We start from the raw sequence: 15152 nt of genomic DNA on the forward strand, positions 1-15152 counted from the left end.
TGGAGATGACGGGGTTGATAGGCCGGATCTGGAAGCCCAGTAATGGGTGGAGGTGACCGGTACTAATAGGCCGAGGGCTTGTCCATAGAGGCTCGCGTCCACTGTGTTGGTTCTGAGACAATAACCGCACTTCTAAATGAAGAGTGTGCTTGTTCGCTTTGAGACTCCGGGACCTGGATCAAAGATCCGGGTGACCCGATCAGAGTTTCGGTGGTCATAGCGTGAGGGAAACGCCCGGTTACATTTCGAACCCGGAAGCTAAGCCTTTCAGCGCCGATGGTACTGCATGCGGGAGCGTGTGGGAGAGTAGGACGCCGCCGAACTACATGTGAAGTCGTGGTCCCTGAACGTCAGTTCAGGGACCACGACTTTTTTGTGCGTGGTCACCGGCAGTTCATGTTGCGCGGACATCATCCGGGCATGGGTTCACCACAGTTGACCGCAGCGGGTGTCCGGGCCGGTAGCGAGGTCGTGGTGCCGTCCTTCGGCGGATCCGACATCGCCAGGGCAGTGCGCGAGCTCGGAGCCCGGCCTGTCTTCGCCGACATCGACGCCGAGACGTACTGCCTCGCGCCCTCGTCCGTCGCTGAGGTGCTGACCGCGCGGACCGCGGCCGTCGTGCCCGTCCACCTCTTCGGCCGTAGTGCGGACATGACGGCTCTGCACGAGGTCGTGCGAGATCGGTCCGTCCCCCTTGTCGAGTGGGAGCCGATGGTGCGTGCCGACGCGTTGGACGCGGTGCGGCGGCGGCAGTACGCCGCATACCTCGGCCGGCGGCTCAGGGGGGTGGTGGCGCCGACGATCGTGGAGGGTGGTGAGCATGCCGTCACCCGGTACGTGGTGCGGGTCCCCGGGAACGGGCGGCCCGACCGGGACGCGTTCAAACAGGCGCTGCGGGCACGGGGCGTGGTCTGTCATGTGCCGGTGAAGACCCCCGCGCACTGGATGCCCGAATTCCGGGTGGCACGGCGGCTGCCCGTCTCGGAGCGGGCGGCGGAGGAATGTCTGGCGTTGCCGCTTTCCTCGGCGATGAGCAAGCGCGAGTTGCATCAGGTGGTCTCGGCGTGCAATGCGCTCGGCGGCCTCATGCGGGAACGGGCGTCGTGACGCCGTTCGCGCCGGGTTTTGTTTCCCATAGCGCTGCCGAACTATTCGTGGCGATCCGTTCCGCGATCCGCGAGTGCTCCGTAGCGGTTCGCGACGGATGTCAGCCGGTCGAGGGCGGAGCAGCACATGGGGTAAGATCGTCACCGCTGATCGCGCCCCAATAGCTCAGTCGGCAGAGCGTCTCCATGGTAAGGAGAAGGTCAACGGTTCGATTCCGTTTTGGGGCTCTCCGTAAGCAGTGAGAAGGCCCCCGTCGGTGACGGGGGCCTTCTTTCGTGGCAGTCGAGAGGTCCGGGCGCGGGTTACTCCGGAACCCTCATGGCGAGGATGGCCATATCGTCCGAGGGCGCGTCGCTGGCGAAGCGTTCCACGGCGCGCATGATGCGCGCAGCGACCGCTCCCGCGTTCAGGCCCGTGCAGGTGGCGAGCACGTCGGCCAGGCCGTCGTCCCCGAGCATGCGGGTGCCCTCGCGGCGTTCGGTGACGCCGTCCGTGACGCACAGCAGGACGTCGCCGGGGTCGAGCGTGACGGTCTGCTCGTACAGTTCGAGGTCTTCGATGACGCCCAGGAGGGGTTGGGGGTCGGCGGCCGGCTCGACGGTGCCGTCCTGGCGCAGTCGTAGCGGCAGGGGGTGCCCCGCGCACACGACCTTCAGCTCGGCGCTGCCGTCGTGCTGGGGGCGCATTTCGCCGTACAGGAGGGTGAGGAAGCGGCTGCGCGCCCCTTCTTCGAGGATGGCCGCGTTGAGGCGCTGCAGCACCATGGGGCCGCCGAGCCCCTCGCGGGCCAGGAGGCGCAGTGCGTGCCGGGCCAGTCCGGTGACGGCGGCGGCCTCCGGTCCTGTGCCGCAGACGTCGCCGATGGCGAAGCCGTAGGTGCCGTCCGCGATCTCGAACAGGTCGTAGAAGTCGCCGCCGACCTCGTTGCCCTCGCCGGCGGCCCGGTAGATGACCTCGCGCTCGATGCCGCCTTCCACCTCGGGCAGTTCGGGCGGCAGGAGGCTGCGCTGGAGCGACTGGCTGATGGCTGTGCGCTCCGAGTACAGGCGGGCGTTGTCCAGGGCGAGTGCGGCCCTGCGGGAGAGGTCCTCGGCCAGTTCCAGGATCTCCTGGCGGAAGCGTTCGTCGGTGGGTTTGCCGAGGGTCAGCATGCCGATGACGCGGTTGCGGGCCACCAGGGGCAGGATGACGGTCTCCCCTCCGACGGCCGCCGCCGTGGCGAGGGTGGTGCCGGAGGAGAGGTGCTGGTCCTCGCCGCTGAGCGTGACGTTGCGCAGGGAGGTGCGCAGCGCGGCCGAGTGCGCGGCATCGGACGGCGCGGTCCACACGCGGGCGCCGGGGGTGGGCACGGGCTCGGGCGGCTCCACCTTGGCGAGCAGGGCCTTGAGGTTGTCGATGCGGTCCTCGTCCTCGTGCAGGACGTAGGAGAGCTTGGGCTCCGAGCCCTGGTCGGCGACGGTGTAGACGGCGCACCAGGTGGCCAGGGTGGGCACCGTCATCTGCGCCATGAGGGCGAGGGTCTGGTCGCGGTCGAGCGTGCCGGCCAGCAGGTCGGAGGCCTCGACGAGGAAGGAGAGCGAGCCGCGGCGCAGCCGCTCCAGTTCGGTGAGGCGGGCGCGTTCGACGGCCAGCGCGATCCGGTCGGCGGCGAACTGGAGGCGCAGTGCCTCCTCGTTGGAGTAGCGTCCCGCGCCCTCGGTGGCGACTCCGAGGGAGCCGGTGAGCCGGCCCTCGACCTTGAGGGGGACGGTGACGACGGAGCGCATGCCGGTGCCGTCGAGGAGGGGAGCGGCGCCGGGGACGACGGTCAGGTCCTCGTGGACGGAGGGCATGCGGGCCGATCCGTAGCGGCCGCTGCCGGTCTCCACGGGGACGCGGGCGAAGCGCTGGCGTGCCGAGGGCAGCCCTGTGGAGGCGCGGACCTCCAGCTCCGTCTCGTCGTCGGTGGCGAGCAGCAGGTAGGCGGCGTCGCCGTCGAGCATGTCGCGGGCGCGCTCCACGGTGCGTTGCAGGAGCCCGTCGAGGTCGTCGGGGGCGGGGGAGCCGATGAAGACCTCGAAGGGGTCGGCGGAGGACTGTTCCTGGGAGTCCTGGGCGGTGCCGGTGCTGTCGTGCGCGGGCAGGCGGGGCGGGGACTGGAGGATGGCGCGTTCCTGCTCGCGCACCAGCAGGCAGACGGTGGAGGGCTCTCCGTCGCTGTCCCGTACGCGCAGGTGGGAGGCGTAGACAGGGATGGTCCTGCCGTCGGAGCCGCGCATGCCGTAGGAGCCCTCCCAGCGGGAGAGGCGCAGGGCTTCGGCGATGCCCGTCCCGGTGCCGGGGGTGTGGGGCCAGGCGGCGAAGTCGGTGAGCGGTTTGCCGACGACCTGCTCGGCGGGGTAGTCGAACAGGTCGGCGGCGTCCTCGTTCCAGGAGCTGATGGAGCCGCTGCGGTCCACCTGGATGACGGCGACGCGGATGCGGGTGTCGGTGACCGGGAGTGCGGTGTCGGGGAGCGCGGGTCCTGCCGTGCGGGTGCCGACCGGGCGTTCGGGCAGGTCGAGGCGGAACCAGACGCGTTTGTCCGCGGCCGTGTAGTCGACTCCCCAGCGGGTGGCGAGGGCGGCGCACAGCAGCAGTCCTCGGCCCCCTTCACGGTCGGGTCCCGCGGGTTGCGGGTGGGTTTCCTGGAGTGGGAGCTCGCGTTCGGGGTAGCGGTCGACGACCTCGACGCGTACGCCGTCCTCGTCGCGCAGGCACAGCACCTCGGCGGCCGTACCGGCGTGCACCACGGCGTTGGTGACCAGCTCGCTGGTCAGCACGACGGCGTCGTCGACGATGTCGCCAAGGCCCCACCCCTGGAGGGTGTCGCGCACGAAGCCGCGGGCGGTGGCGACGGAGCGGCCGACCGGTTCGAAGGTGGCGGCGGCTCGCGCGGTGATCACTGCTCTCCCCATGGACGTCCTGTCGGCCAGGCGCACTGGTGTGCGCTGCGCGGCCAGGGCCGCGACGGTGCTCGCATCTTCCCTCGGGCTGTCCTGTGAGACACCGGCCCCCGGCGGGGCCCCCGTGGGAGAGCCCGCACGCTCGGCGCTTCGTTCCTGCGTCACCGCAGCGCCCCTCCGTCGCCCGTCGTACTCACACCGCTGCCCCCTGCCTCCAGTCCCCTACCCGGCGGACCCGGCGGAGCACCCGCCGGTATGGGGGTGAACGGACAGCCGGGTGCCAGGTTACTTACGTATCCCTGGCGCGTGGCTGCCGGATGCGGGTGTTTTCCCCGGGCGGCCCGCGACGAAGTGCGGTATGCCATGCTGCCGAACTGTTATCGCCGGGTTCGGACAGGGTGAAACACTGGGAAGGCTCGGAGTACAACGGCCCGGGCAAGGACGGTCGACCCGCAGGAGGGGCAGTGGAGTCTGGCGCAACCGCGCGTAGCGGCAACACGCGCGCGAAGGGCGGACGGTCCCGGAGGAGCGGAACGGTCGAGGTCGACGCCGCCGCGCTGAACCGCCTGCTTGGCGCGCTCACGGCGATGCGGGACGGCAATTTCCGCCGGCGGCTCACCGTCACGGGCGAGGGGCCGATGGCCGAGATCTCCGCTGTCTTCAACGAGGTCGCGGACCAGAATCTGCATCTGACGGGTGAGCTGTCACGGGTGCGGCGCGTGGTGGGACGTGAGGGGAAACTCACAGAGCGGCTGCAGACCGGCGCTTGCGAGGGCTCCTGGGCGTCGGCGATCGACGCGGCGAACGCGCTGGTGGACGACCTGGTGTGGCCCGTCTCCGAGGTCGGCAGGGTGCTGACGGCGGTCGCCGACGGTGACCTGGAGCAGCGGATGGATCTGCGCTCGCGCGGTTCGGAGGGGGGCGGGCATCCGCTGCGTGGCGAGTTCCTGCGGGTCGGCCGTACGGTGAACGGCCTGGTGGACCAGCTGTCGGCGTTCACGGACGAGGTGACGCGGGTCGCCCGCGAGGTGGGCACCGAGGGGAAGCTGGGCGGTCAGGCACGGGTGCGCGGCATGTCCGGCTCGTGGAAGGACCTGACGGACTCGGTCAACACCATGGCGTCGCGGCTGACGGCGCAGGTGCGGGACATCGCACTGGTGACCACGGCGGTCGCCAAGGGCGACCTGTCACGCAAGGTGACCGTGCATGTCGAAGGCGAGATGCTGGAGCTGAAGAACACCGTCAACACGATGGTGGATCAGCTCTCCTCCTTCCAGTCCGAGGTCAACCGGGTGGCCCGCGAGGTGGGCGTCGAGGGCGCGCTGGGCGGCCAGGCGCGGGTGCAGGGCGTGGCCGGCGTGTGGAAGGACCTGACGGACTCCGTCAACCTGATGGCGGGCAATCTCACCTCTCAGGTGCGGGAGATCGCCCAGGTGACGACGGCGGTCGCGAACGGCGACCTGTCGCAGAAGATCACCGTCAACGCGCGGGGCGAGGTGGCGCAGCTCGCCGAGACGATCAACGCGATGACGGACACGCTGCGCACGCTCGCGGACGAGGTCACGCGCGCTGCCAGCGAGGTGGGCACCGACGGGGTGCTGGGCGGTCAGGCGGCCGTGCCGGGCGCCGCGGGGATCTGGAAGGACCTGACGGACTCGGTCAACACGGCGTTCCGGAACCTGACCGCGCAGGTGCGCGACATCGCGCAGGTGACCACGGCGGTGGCCAACGGTGACCTGTCGCAGAAGGTGACCGTGGATGTCGCGGGCGAGATGCTGGAGCTGAAGAACACGGTCAACACGATGGTCGACCAGCTCTCCTCCTTCGGTGCCGAGGTGACCCGCGTGGCGCGGGAGATCGGAGTCGAGGGCGAGCTGGGCGGTCAGGCGGCCGTGCCGGGGGCGGCAGGCACCTGGAAGGACCTGACGGACTCGGTCAACACGGCGTTCCGCAACCTGACGGGCCAGGTGCGCAACATCGCGCAGGTGACCACGGCGGTGGCCAACGGTGACCTGTCGCAGAAGGTGACCGTGGACGTCTCCGGCGAGATGCTCCAGTTGAAGAACACGGTCAACACGATGGTCGACCAGCTCTCGTCCTTCGCGGAGCAGGTCACCCGGATGGCCAGGGACGTGGGCACGGAAGGCCGGCTGGGCGGCCAGGCCCGGGTGGACGGCGTCTCGGGCACGTGGAAGGACCTGACGAACTCCGTCAACTTCATGGCGAACAACCTCACCTCTCAGGTGCGGCAGATCGCGCAGGTGACGACGGCGGTGGCGCGGGGTGATCTGTCGCAGAAGATCGAGGTGGACGCCCGGGGCGAGATCCTGGAGCTGAAGAACACCATCAACACGATGGTCGACCAGCTGTCCGCCTTCGCCGAGCAGGTCACCAGGGTGGCCCGTGAGGTGGGTACGGAGGGCCGGCTGGGCGGCCAGGCGCAGGTGCCGGGGGTGGCCGGTGTCTGGCGCGATCTGACGGACTCCGTCAACGGCATGGCGGGGAACCTGACGGGCCAGGTGCGCAACATCTCGCAGGTGGCCACTGCGGTGGCGCGGGGTGATCTGTCGCAGAAGATCGAGGTGGACGCCCGGGGCGAGATCCTGGAGCTGAAGACGACGCTGAACACGATGGTCGACCAGCTCTCCTCGTTCGCCGAGGAGGTCACGCGGGTGGCCCGTGAGGTGGGCACCGAGGGCATTCTGGGCGGTCAGGCGGAGGTCAAGGGTGTCTCGGGCACCTGGAAGGACCTCACGCAGTCGGTGAACTTCATGGCGAACAACCTGACCAGCCAGGTGCGCAACATCGCCGAGGTCACCACGGCGGTCGCGCAGGGCGACCTGTCGAAGAAGATCACCGTGGACGCCAAGGGCGAGGTGCTGGCCCTGGTGACCACGGTCAACACCATGGTGGACACGCTCTCCTCGTTCGCCGAGCAGGTGACGCGGGTGGCCCGCGAGGTGGGTACCGAGGGCCAGTTGGGCGGCCAGGCGCGGGTGCGTGACGTGTCGGGTATCTGGAAGGACCTGACCGACAACGTCAACATCATGGCCAACAACCTCACCAATCAGGTGCGCAACATCTCGCAGGTCGCCACGGCGGTGGCGGGCGGTGACCTGACGAAGAAGGTGACCGTTGAGGCCAGCGGCGAGGTCGCGCAGCTCGCGGACACGGTCAACACGATGGTCACCACCCTGTCCTCGTTCGCCGAACAGGTCACCAGGGTCGCGCGCGAGGTCGGCACGGACGGTGTGCTGGGCGGCCAGGCACGCGTCCAGGGCGTGGCCGGCACGTGGAAGGACCTCACGGAGTCGGTGAACTCCATGGCGTCCAACCTGACCGGACAGGTGCGGCAGATCGCCATGGTGACGACCGCCATCGCCAAGGGCGACCTGACCAAGAAGATCGACATCGAGGCGAACGGGGAGATCCTCCAGCTCAAGACGACCATCAACACGATGGTCGACCAGCTCTCCACCTTCGCCGAGCAGGTCACCCAGGTGGCCCGCGAGGTGGGTACCGAGGGCCAGTTGGGCGGCCAGGCGCGGGTGCCTGGCGTGGCGGGGACGTGGAAGGACCTGACCGACTCCGTCAACGAGATGGCGGCCAACCTCACCCGTCAGGTGCGGGCGATCGCCGACGTGGCCACCGCGGTGACCAGGGGCGACCACAACGTACACATCGACGTCGAGGCGGCGGGCGAGATCCTGGAGCTCCAGGGCTACATCAACACGATGATCGCCAACCTGCGCGACACCACGCAGACCAACCAGGAGCAGGACTGGCTCAAGGGCAACCTGGCGCGGATCTCCGGCCTGATGCAGGGCCGCCGCGACCTGCGTGACGTCGCCGGGCTCATCATGAGCGAGCTGACGCCGGTGGTCTCGGCGCAGCACGGCGCCTTCTTCGTCGCCCTTCCCCAAGGCACCCCGGAGGGCGCAGGGGGCGTGGGCGCGGGGCCGGGCGAGAACGGCTCGTACGAGCTGCGGATGCTGGGCAGCTACGGCTACTCGACGGACACCATGCCCACCTCCTTCCTGCCGGGCGAGTCCCTGATCGGAACGGCGGCCGAGGAGAAGCGCACCATCGAGATGGGCAACGTGCCCTCCGGGTATCTGAAAATCTCCTCCGGTCTCGGCGAGGCACCGCCCGCGCACCTGGTGGTGCTCCCGGTCATCTTCGAGGGAACGGTGCTCGGCGTGGTCGAGCTGGCGTCCTTCCAGCCGTTCGGGCAGATCCACAAGGACTTCCTGAACCAGATCGCGGAGATGATCGCGACCAGCGTCAACACCATCAGTGTCAACATGCGCACCGAGCGGCTGCTGGAACAGTCGCAGGAACTGACCTCGCAGCTGCGGGACCGCTCGGCGGAGCTGGAGAACCGGCAGAAGGCGCTCCAGGAGTCGAACGCGGCGCTGGAGGAGAAGGCCGAACAGCTCGCACAGACCAACAGCGACATCGAGATCAAGAACCGGGAGATCGAGGAGGCGCGGCAGGTCCTGGAGGAGCGTGCGGAGCAGCTGTCCGTCTCCATGCGCTACAAGTCGGAGTTCATGGCCAACATGTCGCACGAGCTGCGCACTCCGCTCAACTCGCTGCTGATCCTGGCCAAGCTGCTGGCGGACAACGCGGAGAGCAACCTGACGCCCAAGCAGGTGGAGTTCGCCGAGACGATCCACGGCGCGGGCTCGGACCTGCTCCAGCTGATCAACGACATCCTCGACCTGTCGAAGGTCGAGGCGGGCAGGATGGACGTCAGCCCGACGCGGATCGCCCTGGTGCAGCTGGTGGACTACGTGGAGGCCACCTTCCGGCCGCTGACGGTCGAGAAGGGACTGGACTTCTCGGTGAGCGTCTCGCCCGAACTCCCCGCCACTTTGCACACCGACGAGCAGCGGCTGCTGCAGGTGCTGCGCAACCTGCTGTCCAACGCGGTGAAGTTCACCGACAGCGGCGCCGTCGAGCTGGTGATCCGTTCGGCGCGCACCGACGTGCCGGACGCGATCCGCGAGCAGATGCTGGAGAACGGTTCGCTGCGGAACCCGGAGGCTGAGCTGGTCGCCTTCTCGGTGACCGACACCGGTATCGGGATCGCGCAGAGCAAGATGCGGGTCATCTTCGAAGCGTTCAAGCAGGCGGACGGCACGACGTCCCGCAAGTACGGCGGCACCGGGCTCGGACTGTCGATCAGCCGGGAGATCGCTCGGCTGCTCGGCGGTGAGATCTTCGCGGCGAGCGAGCCGGGCCGCGGCTCGACGTTCACGCTGTACCTGCCGTTGCACCCGAGTGAACTGCCGCCGCAGGGGTACGCGCAGCTGCCGGCCGGCGGAGCGGCCACGACGGCCCTGCCGGAGCTCAGGGCGGGCACGTCCGCGGGCGCGCCGGGGACGTCGGCCGGTGCCCCGGGCACGTCCGCGGACGCGCCGGGCGAGTCCGCAGGAGGCGGCGAGGAGCCCGGGGCCGGGCAGGCGCCTGGACCGCAGCTGACGGCCGAGGAGGCCGCGCACACGCTGGCCGACCGGCGCAGGCTGCGGGACGCGAGCGGGCAGGCGCAGCCCGAACTGCCGCCGGAGGCGCAGCCGGCCGCTTCGCAGGCGTCGGGCGGCGCGGTCGCGGGACGGGCGCCGGCTGAGCAACAGAGCGGCGCCGCGGACGAGGCCGAGCGGACCGCGGAGTCCTCCGGCGGGGCCCAGGCGGCTCCCAGGGAGGGGCAGGAGGCGCCGGTCGCGGGTGCGGGGGGCGCGAGCGATCTGTCGGGCCGCAAGGTGCTGATCGTCGACGACGACATCCGCAACGTGTTCGCGCTGACCAGCGTGCTGGAGCAGCACGGTCTGCAGGTGCTCTACGCGGAGAACGGCCGTGAGGGCATCGAGGTGCTCGAGCAGCACGACGACGCGGCGGTGGTGCTGATGGACATCATGATGCCGGAGATGGACGGCTACGCGACGACGGCGGCGATCCGGAAGATGCCGCAGTTCGCGGGGCTGCCGATCATCGCGCTGACCGCCAAGGCGATGAAGGGCGACCGGGAGAAGAGTATCGAGTCGGGCGCCTCGGACTACGTCACCAAGCCGGTGGACACCGATCACCTGCTGTCCGTCATGAGGCGGTGGATCAACGGCGGGTGAATGTGGCACCGTGTCGCTGAGGACCACGTGCTGACTCGCTGTGGTCAAAAGCGTGTGGCGGCACGGTAAACCGGGAACCTTTTGGTCCCCTGGGGCGTTTCTGCTACGTGCACAGTGACATCACGGTGACAGGGTGTGGCGGACCGCAGGGTGCGGCTACCATGACCGGCACAAGGACGGGCGGCGGCGACAGAGAGCCGCTCCCAGGGGCGGCGTCCGAGAGGCTGCCGGGGCGAGGAGGACGGGCCATGGTGCAGAAGGCCAAGATCCTCCTGGTCGATGACCGGCCGGAGAATCTGCTGGCGCTGGAGGCGATTCTCTCCGCGCTCGATCAGACGCTGGTGCGGGCATCGTCAGGGGAGGAAGCGCTCAAAGCGCTGTTGACCGACGACTTCGCGGTCATTCTGCTGGATGTCCAGATGCCGGGCATGGACGGCTTCGAGACGGCGGCGCATATCAAGCGCCGCGAGCGCACCCGCGACATCCCGATCATCTTCCTCACGGCCATCAACCACGGCCCGCACCACACCTTCCGCGGCTACGCGGCGGGCGCCGTCGACTACATCTCCAAACCGTTCGACCCCTGGGTGCTCAGAGCGAAGGTCTCCGTCTTCGTCGACCTGTACATGAAGAACGTGCAGTTGCGCGAGCAGGCGTCGCTGCTGCGCCGCCAGTTGGAGGGCAACGGCGGCCGGCAGCACGCGGACCCGTCCGAGGACGGCGGCGAGGCCTCTGGCCTGCTGGTCGAGCTGTCGGCACGGCTCGCGGCCGTCGAAGAGCAGGCCGAGGCCCTCACCAAGCAGTTGGGCGACTCGGCTGACGCGGCGACAGCCGCCACCGCCGCGCATCTGGAGCGCAAACTCGCGGGGCTGCGCCGGGCACTTGACGCTCTGGAGCCCGGCACGGACGGCGACCACTCGACCCAGGTGCCCTCCCAGAACTGACGGCGTCGGGCGGGGCGTCCCACCCTGTCTGACGGCGCCACAGCTGCGGGCTGGTCAGATCCCCCCGGTCATCCGTGCCTCGGGTGCCCGGCACAGGTAACCTCACACCTATGGCCTCACGCGCGTCGGGAACAGGGAAGGCAGCCAAGAAGGCGCCCGCGAAGAAGGCTGCCCCGAAGGCGGCCAAAGCGGCCCCGGCGAAGAAGGCGCCTGTCAAGAAAGCGCCCGCGAAGAAGGCCGCGGCCAAGCCGCCCCAGGGCAAGGCGAAGGCCGCGCCGTCCCCCACCAGCGGCGTCCTGAAGGTGGTGAAGGCGTGCTGGCTGGGTCTGGCGCACGCCGTCGCCGGGATCTTCCGCGGGATAGGGCGCAGCGGCAAGGCGCTGGATCCGGCACACCGCAAGGACGGTCTGGCCCTGCTGCTGCTGGGTCTCGCGCTGGTCGTGGCCGCGGGGACCTGGTCCAATCTGCAGGGCCCGGTCGGCGACCTGGTGGAGATGCTGGTGACCGGCGCCTTCGGCCGCCTGGACCTGCTGGTGCCGATACTCTTCGCGGTGATCGCGGTACGGCTGTTCCGGCATCCGGAGAAGCCGGAGGCCAACGGCCGCATCGTCATCGGGCTTTCGGCGCTCCTCATCGGGGTGCTGGGCCTGGTCCACCTCGGCTGCGGGGCGCCGGGCAGGGGAGCGGGCGGTGACGCGCTGCGGGACGCGGGCGGCCTGATCGGCTGGGCCGTGTCCCGGCCGCTGATCTTCACCGTCGGCGAGATGCTGGCGGTGGCGCTGCTGGTTCTCGTCACGGTCTTCGGGCTGCTGGTGGTGACGGCGACGCCGGTCAACGCGATTCCGCAGCGGTTGCACGCCGTCGGGGTGCGGCTCGGTGTCGTACAGCCGGTACCCGGTTACGACGACGTCGAGGACGAGGAGGAGGCCTCCCGTCCGTCCCGGCGCGCGCACAGCATGCGCAAGGAGCAGATCGAGCCGGCCCTCGCGGAGAAGGAGGCGCTCGACCGCCGCAGGACAGCGCGCAAGGGCAGGCGCGGCGCCGGTACGCAGCAGCCGCTGCCCGAGAGCGAGGCCGAGGACGGGGTCGAACACACCCTGGACGCGGTGGACGTGGCCGCCGCGGCTGCCGCGTCGCTGGACGGGGCCGTGGTCAACGGCATCCAGCCGTCGCCGGTGGTCGCCGACCTGACCAGCTCCGTGGCCAGGTCCCGCGGCAAGGGCCGCCGCAACCCGTCCGGCGACGCCACGGTGCCGGGGGCGCGGGGCGAGTCCGCGGGCGGCGGTGACGAGGAGTCCACCGAGGGCACTCCCGTCCCGGACCTGACCAAGGCGCCCGCGCCGCCCGAACCCACCGAGCTTCCGACGCGTGCCGAGCAGCTCCAGCTCGCCGGGGACATCACCTACTCACTGCCGTCCCTGGACCTGTTGGAGCGGGGTGGCCCGGGGCGCTCCCGCAGCGAGGTCAACGACCAGGTGGTGGCGTCCCTGACCACCGTCTTCACCGAGTTCAAGGTCGACGCAGCGGTCACCGGCTTCACGCGCGGCCCAACGGTCACCCGGTACGAGATCGAGCTGGGCCCCGGCGTGAAGGTCGAGAAGATCACCGCGCTGGCGAAGAACATCGCGTACGCCGTCGCCAGCCCGGACGTGCGGATCATCAACCCGATCCCCGGCAAGTCCGCGGTCGGCATCGAGATCCCCAACAGCGACCGCGAGATGGTCAACCTCGGTGACGTGCTGCGCTCCGCCGAGTCGATGGAGGCGGACCACCCGCTGCTGGTCGGACTCGGCAAGGACGTGGAGGGCGGTTACGTCTCGGCCAACCTGGCGAAGATGCCGCACATCCTGGTCGCCGGTGCCACGGGTTCCGGCAAGTCGTCCTGCATCAACTGTCTGATCACCTCGGTGATGATCCGGGCCACGCCGGAGGACGTGCGGCTGGTGCTGGTCGACCCCAAGCGGGTGGAGCTGACCGCCTACGAGGGCATCCCGCACCTGATCACGCCGATCATCACGAACCCGAAGAAGGCCGCCGAGGCGCTCCAGTGGGTCGTCCGCGAGATGGACCTGCGCTACGACGACCTGGCGGCGTTCGGGTTCCGCCACATCGACGACTTCAACGAGGCGGTGCGGACCGGGCGCATCACGGCGCCCGAGGGCAGCGAGCGGGAGCTGGCTCCCTACCCGTACCTGCTGGTGATCGTCGACGAGCTGGCGGACCTGATGATGGTGGCCCCGCGCGACGTCGAGGACGCGATCGTGCGGATCACCCAGCTGGCGCGGGCCGCGGGCATCCACCTGGTGCTCGCCACCCAGCGCCCCTCGGTGGACGTGGTCACGGGGCTGATCAAGGCGAACGTGCCCTCACGCCTGGGCTTCTCCACCTCCTCCCTGGCCGACAGCCGCGTCATCCTCGACCAGGCGGGCGCCGAGAAGCTGATCGGCAAGGGCGACGGCCTCTTCCTGCCGATGGGCGCCAGCAAGCCGACCCGGATGCAGGGCGCCTACGTCAACGAGGAGGAGATCCACGGCGTCGTCGAGCACTGCAAGGCGCAGATGGCGCCCGTCTTCCGGGACGACGTCACCGTGGGGCAGGGCAAGAAGAAGGAGATCGACGAGGAGATCGGCGACGACATGGACCTGCTCTGCCAGGCGGCGGAGCTGGTCGTGACGACCCAGTTCGGTTCCACCTCGATGCTCCAGCGCAAGCTGCGGGTGGGCTTCGCCAAGGCCGGACGGCTGATGGACCTGATGGAGTCGCGGGGCGTGGTGGGCCCCAGCGAAGGGTCCAAAGCCCGGGACGTGCTGATCAAGCCGGACGAGTTGGACGGGGTGCTCACGACGATCCGGGGCGGCGGGGGGTAGTCGGCCCGGGCGCGGACCGCGGGGCAGACGGCCGCGGAGGCGGACACGGGGACGAGGCCTGCTCGCGGCCCGGTCCGCGCCCTCCGGCGGCCGCGGCACCCGCCTCGGCGGCCGTGGTGCTGCACTCGGCGGACGTCTCGCTCACTCGAAAGGACGAGCGAGGCAACCGTTTCCGTGGTCCATACGTCAAGTTGAGGGAAAGAGACCGCGACGGTGCACCCGCGCGCCGATTCGCGCTGGTCCCCTCCGCCCCCTTGACGCCGTGTGCGGCCCCTGCATATGGCGTACAAAGTCGCTCCGCCCGCTTGCCCCACCCTTTTGCCCCGCCCCTAGACTGAACCTCCAGCAGGTGGCTACACGCTCGAAAGGCGCACCCGTGTCCATCGGCAACTCATCCGACCAGGACCGGCCTTCGGTCGGTCGAGCCCTCCGAGACGCCCGTATTGACGCACGGTTGACGGTGGAGGAGATCAGTACCTCCACGCGGGTGCGAGTCCCGATCGTGCAGGCGATCGAACAGGACGACTATTCCCGGTGCGGTGGGGACGTGTACGCCCGCGGCCACCTCCGCACCCTCGCGCGTGCCGTGGGACTGGATGCCGACGCGCTGGTGGAGCAGTACGACGAGGAGCACGGCGGGCGCCCGGAGCCGACCGCTCCGGCCACGCTGTTCGAAGCCGAACGCATCCGTCCCGAGCCCCGCAGGCCCAACTGGACCGCAGCCATGGTCGCCGCGATCGTCGCGGTGATCGGATTCGTCGGCTTCACCCTCGTCAGCGGCGGGGGAGGCGGCGAGGAGTCCGGCAAGCCGGTGGCGAAGGACACCCCCTCCGACACCCCTTCCACCAGCGAGAAGCCCTCCCCCTCCAAGACGAGCGACCCCAAGCCGTCCGAGAGCGCCATCGCCGGGGCCCCCGCCGACAAGGTGACCGTCCGGATGACGGCGGAGGACGGCAACAGCTGGGTCTCCGCCAAGGACCACAACGGGAAGCTGGTCCACGAAGGGGTGCTCAAGGAGGGCGACTCCAAGACCCTCACCGACGACAAGCGGCTCGATCTGGTGCTCGGCAACGCGGGCGGCGTCAAGCTGTTCGTCAACGGCAAGGAGGTCGAGCACGCGGGCGAGGTCGGCCAGGTGCAGCGCCTCAGCTACACCCGCGGCGACCCCGAGGCCGGCTGACG

6 protein-coding genes, 1 tRNA gene and 2 rRNA genes are annotated in these 15152 nt (G+C 69.8%); 8 read left to right on the plus strand and 1 reads right to left on the minus strand.

Going from position 1 to position 15152, the window contains the following annotated elements:
- The 4 genes from DTL70_RS05695 to DTL70_RS05710 form a co-directional block, all read left to right on the plus strand.
- Window positions 1-86 (plus strand): 23S ribosomal RNA (locus DTL70_RS05695); the annotation flags it as partial.
- Between the two features lie 120 nt (window positions 87-206).
- Window positions 207-323: ribosomal RNA gene (rrf, locus tag DTL70_RS05700) — 5S ribosomal RNA — on the plus strand.
- Between the two features lie 97 nt (window positions 324-420).
- On the plus strand, window positions 421-1107 hold the full coding sequence (locus tag DTL70_RS05705; protein ID WP_114020792.1) for a DegT/DnrJ/EryC1/StrS family aminotransferase: 687 nt from the start codon (window positions 421-423) through the stop codon (window positions 1105-1107).
- Window positions 1108-1261: 154 nt separating this feature from the next.
- A tRNA-Thr gene (locus tag DTL70_RS05710) sits at window positions 1262-1334 on the plus strand.
- A gap of 75 nt (window positions 1335-1409) precedes the next feature.
- Here DTL70_RS05710 and DTL70_RS05715 read toward each other — a convergent pair.
- Window positions 1410-4043, minus strand: coding sequence for a SpoIIE family protein phosphatase (locus DTL70_RS05715; RefSeq protein WP_245979043.1), 2634 nt, complete (start codon window positions 4041-4043; stop codon window positions 1410-1412).
- A gap of 452 nt (window positions 4044-4495) precedes the next feature.
- Between DTL70_RS05715 and DTL70_RS05720 the strand changes: the two genes are divergently transcribed.
- The 4 genes from DTL70_RS05720 to DTL70_RS05735 all read left to right on the plus strand — a co-directional run bounded on the left by DTL70_RS05720 (window position 4496) and on the right by DTL70_RS05735 (window position 15150).
- Entirely contained in the window at window positions 4496-10159 is a 5664-nt protein-coding gene (locus DTL70_RS05720) for a HAMP domain-containing protein (RefSeq protein ID WP_114020758.1), read from the plus strand.
- Window positions 10160-10407: 248 nt separating this feature from the next.
- Window positions 10408-11103, plus strand: coding sequence for a response regulator (locus DTL70_RS05725; RefSeq protein ID WP_114020759.1), 696 nt, complete (start codon window positions 10408-10410; stop codon window positions 11101-11103).
- A gap of 110 nt (window positions 11104-11213) precedes the next feature.
- Window positions 11214-13970 carry an FtsK/SpoIIIE family DNA translocase gene (locus DTL70_RS05730; RefSeq protein ID WP_114020760.1) on the plus strand — a complete coding sequence of 919 codons (2757 nt, stop codon included), beginning with the start codon at window positions 11214-11216 and terminating at the stop codon, window positions 13968-13970.
- Window positions 13971-14346: 376 nt separating this feature from the next.
- Window positions 14347-15150 (plus strand): helix-turn-helix domain-containing protein, encoded by an 804-nt coding sequence (locus DTL70_RS05735; RefSeq protein ID WP_114020761.1) that lies wholly within the window; start codon window positions 14347-14349, stop codon window positions 15148-15150.
- Window positions 15151-15152: the final 2 nt, after the last annotated feature.

The sequence above is a fragment of the Streptomyces diacarni genome, from assembly GCF_003323715.1.
Taxonomy (GTDB): Bacteria; Actinomycetota; Actinomycetes; order Streptomycetales; family Streptomycetaceae; genus Streptomyces; species Streptomyces diacarni.

Bases quoted from the DNA above. Each gene is read 5' to 3' on its own strand.
- DTL70_RS05705 (WP_114020792.1), top strand. From the start codon at position 421: ATGGGTTCACCACAGTTGACCGCAGCGGGTGTCCGGGCCGGTAGCGAG.
- DTL70_RS05715 (WP_245979043.1), bottom strand. From the start codon at position 4,043: ATGGGGAGAGCAGTGATCACCGCGCGAGCCGCCGCCACCTTCGAACCG.
- DTL70_RS05725 (WP_114020759.1), top strand. From the start codon at position 10,408: ATGGTGCAGAAGGCCAAGATCCTCCTGGTCGATGACCGGCCGGAGAAT.
- DTL70_RS05730 (WP_114020760.1), top strand. From the start codon at position 11,214: ATGGCCTCACGCGCGTCGGGAACAGGGAAGGCAGCCAAGAAGGCGCCC.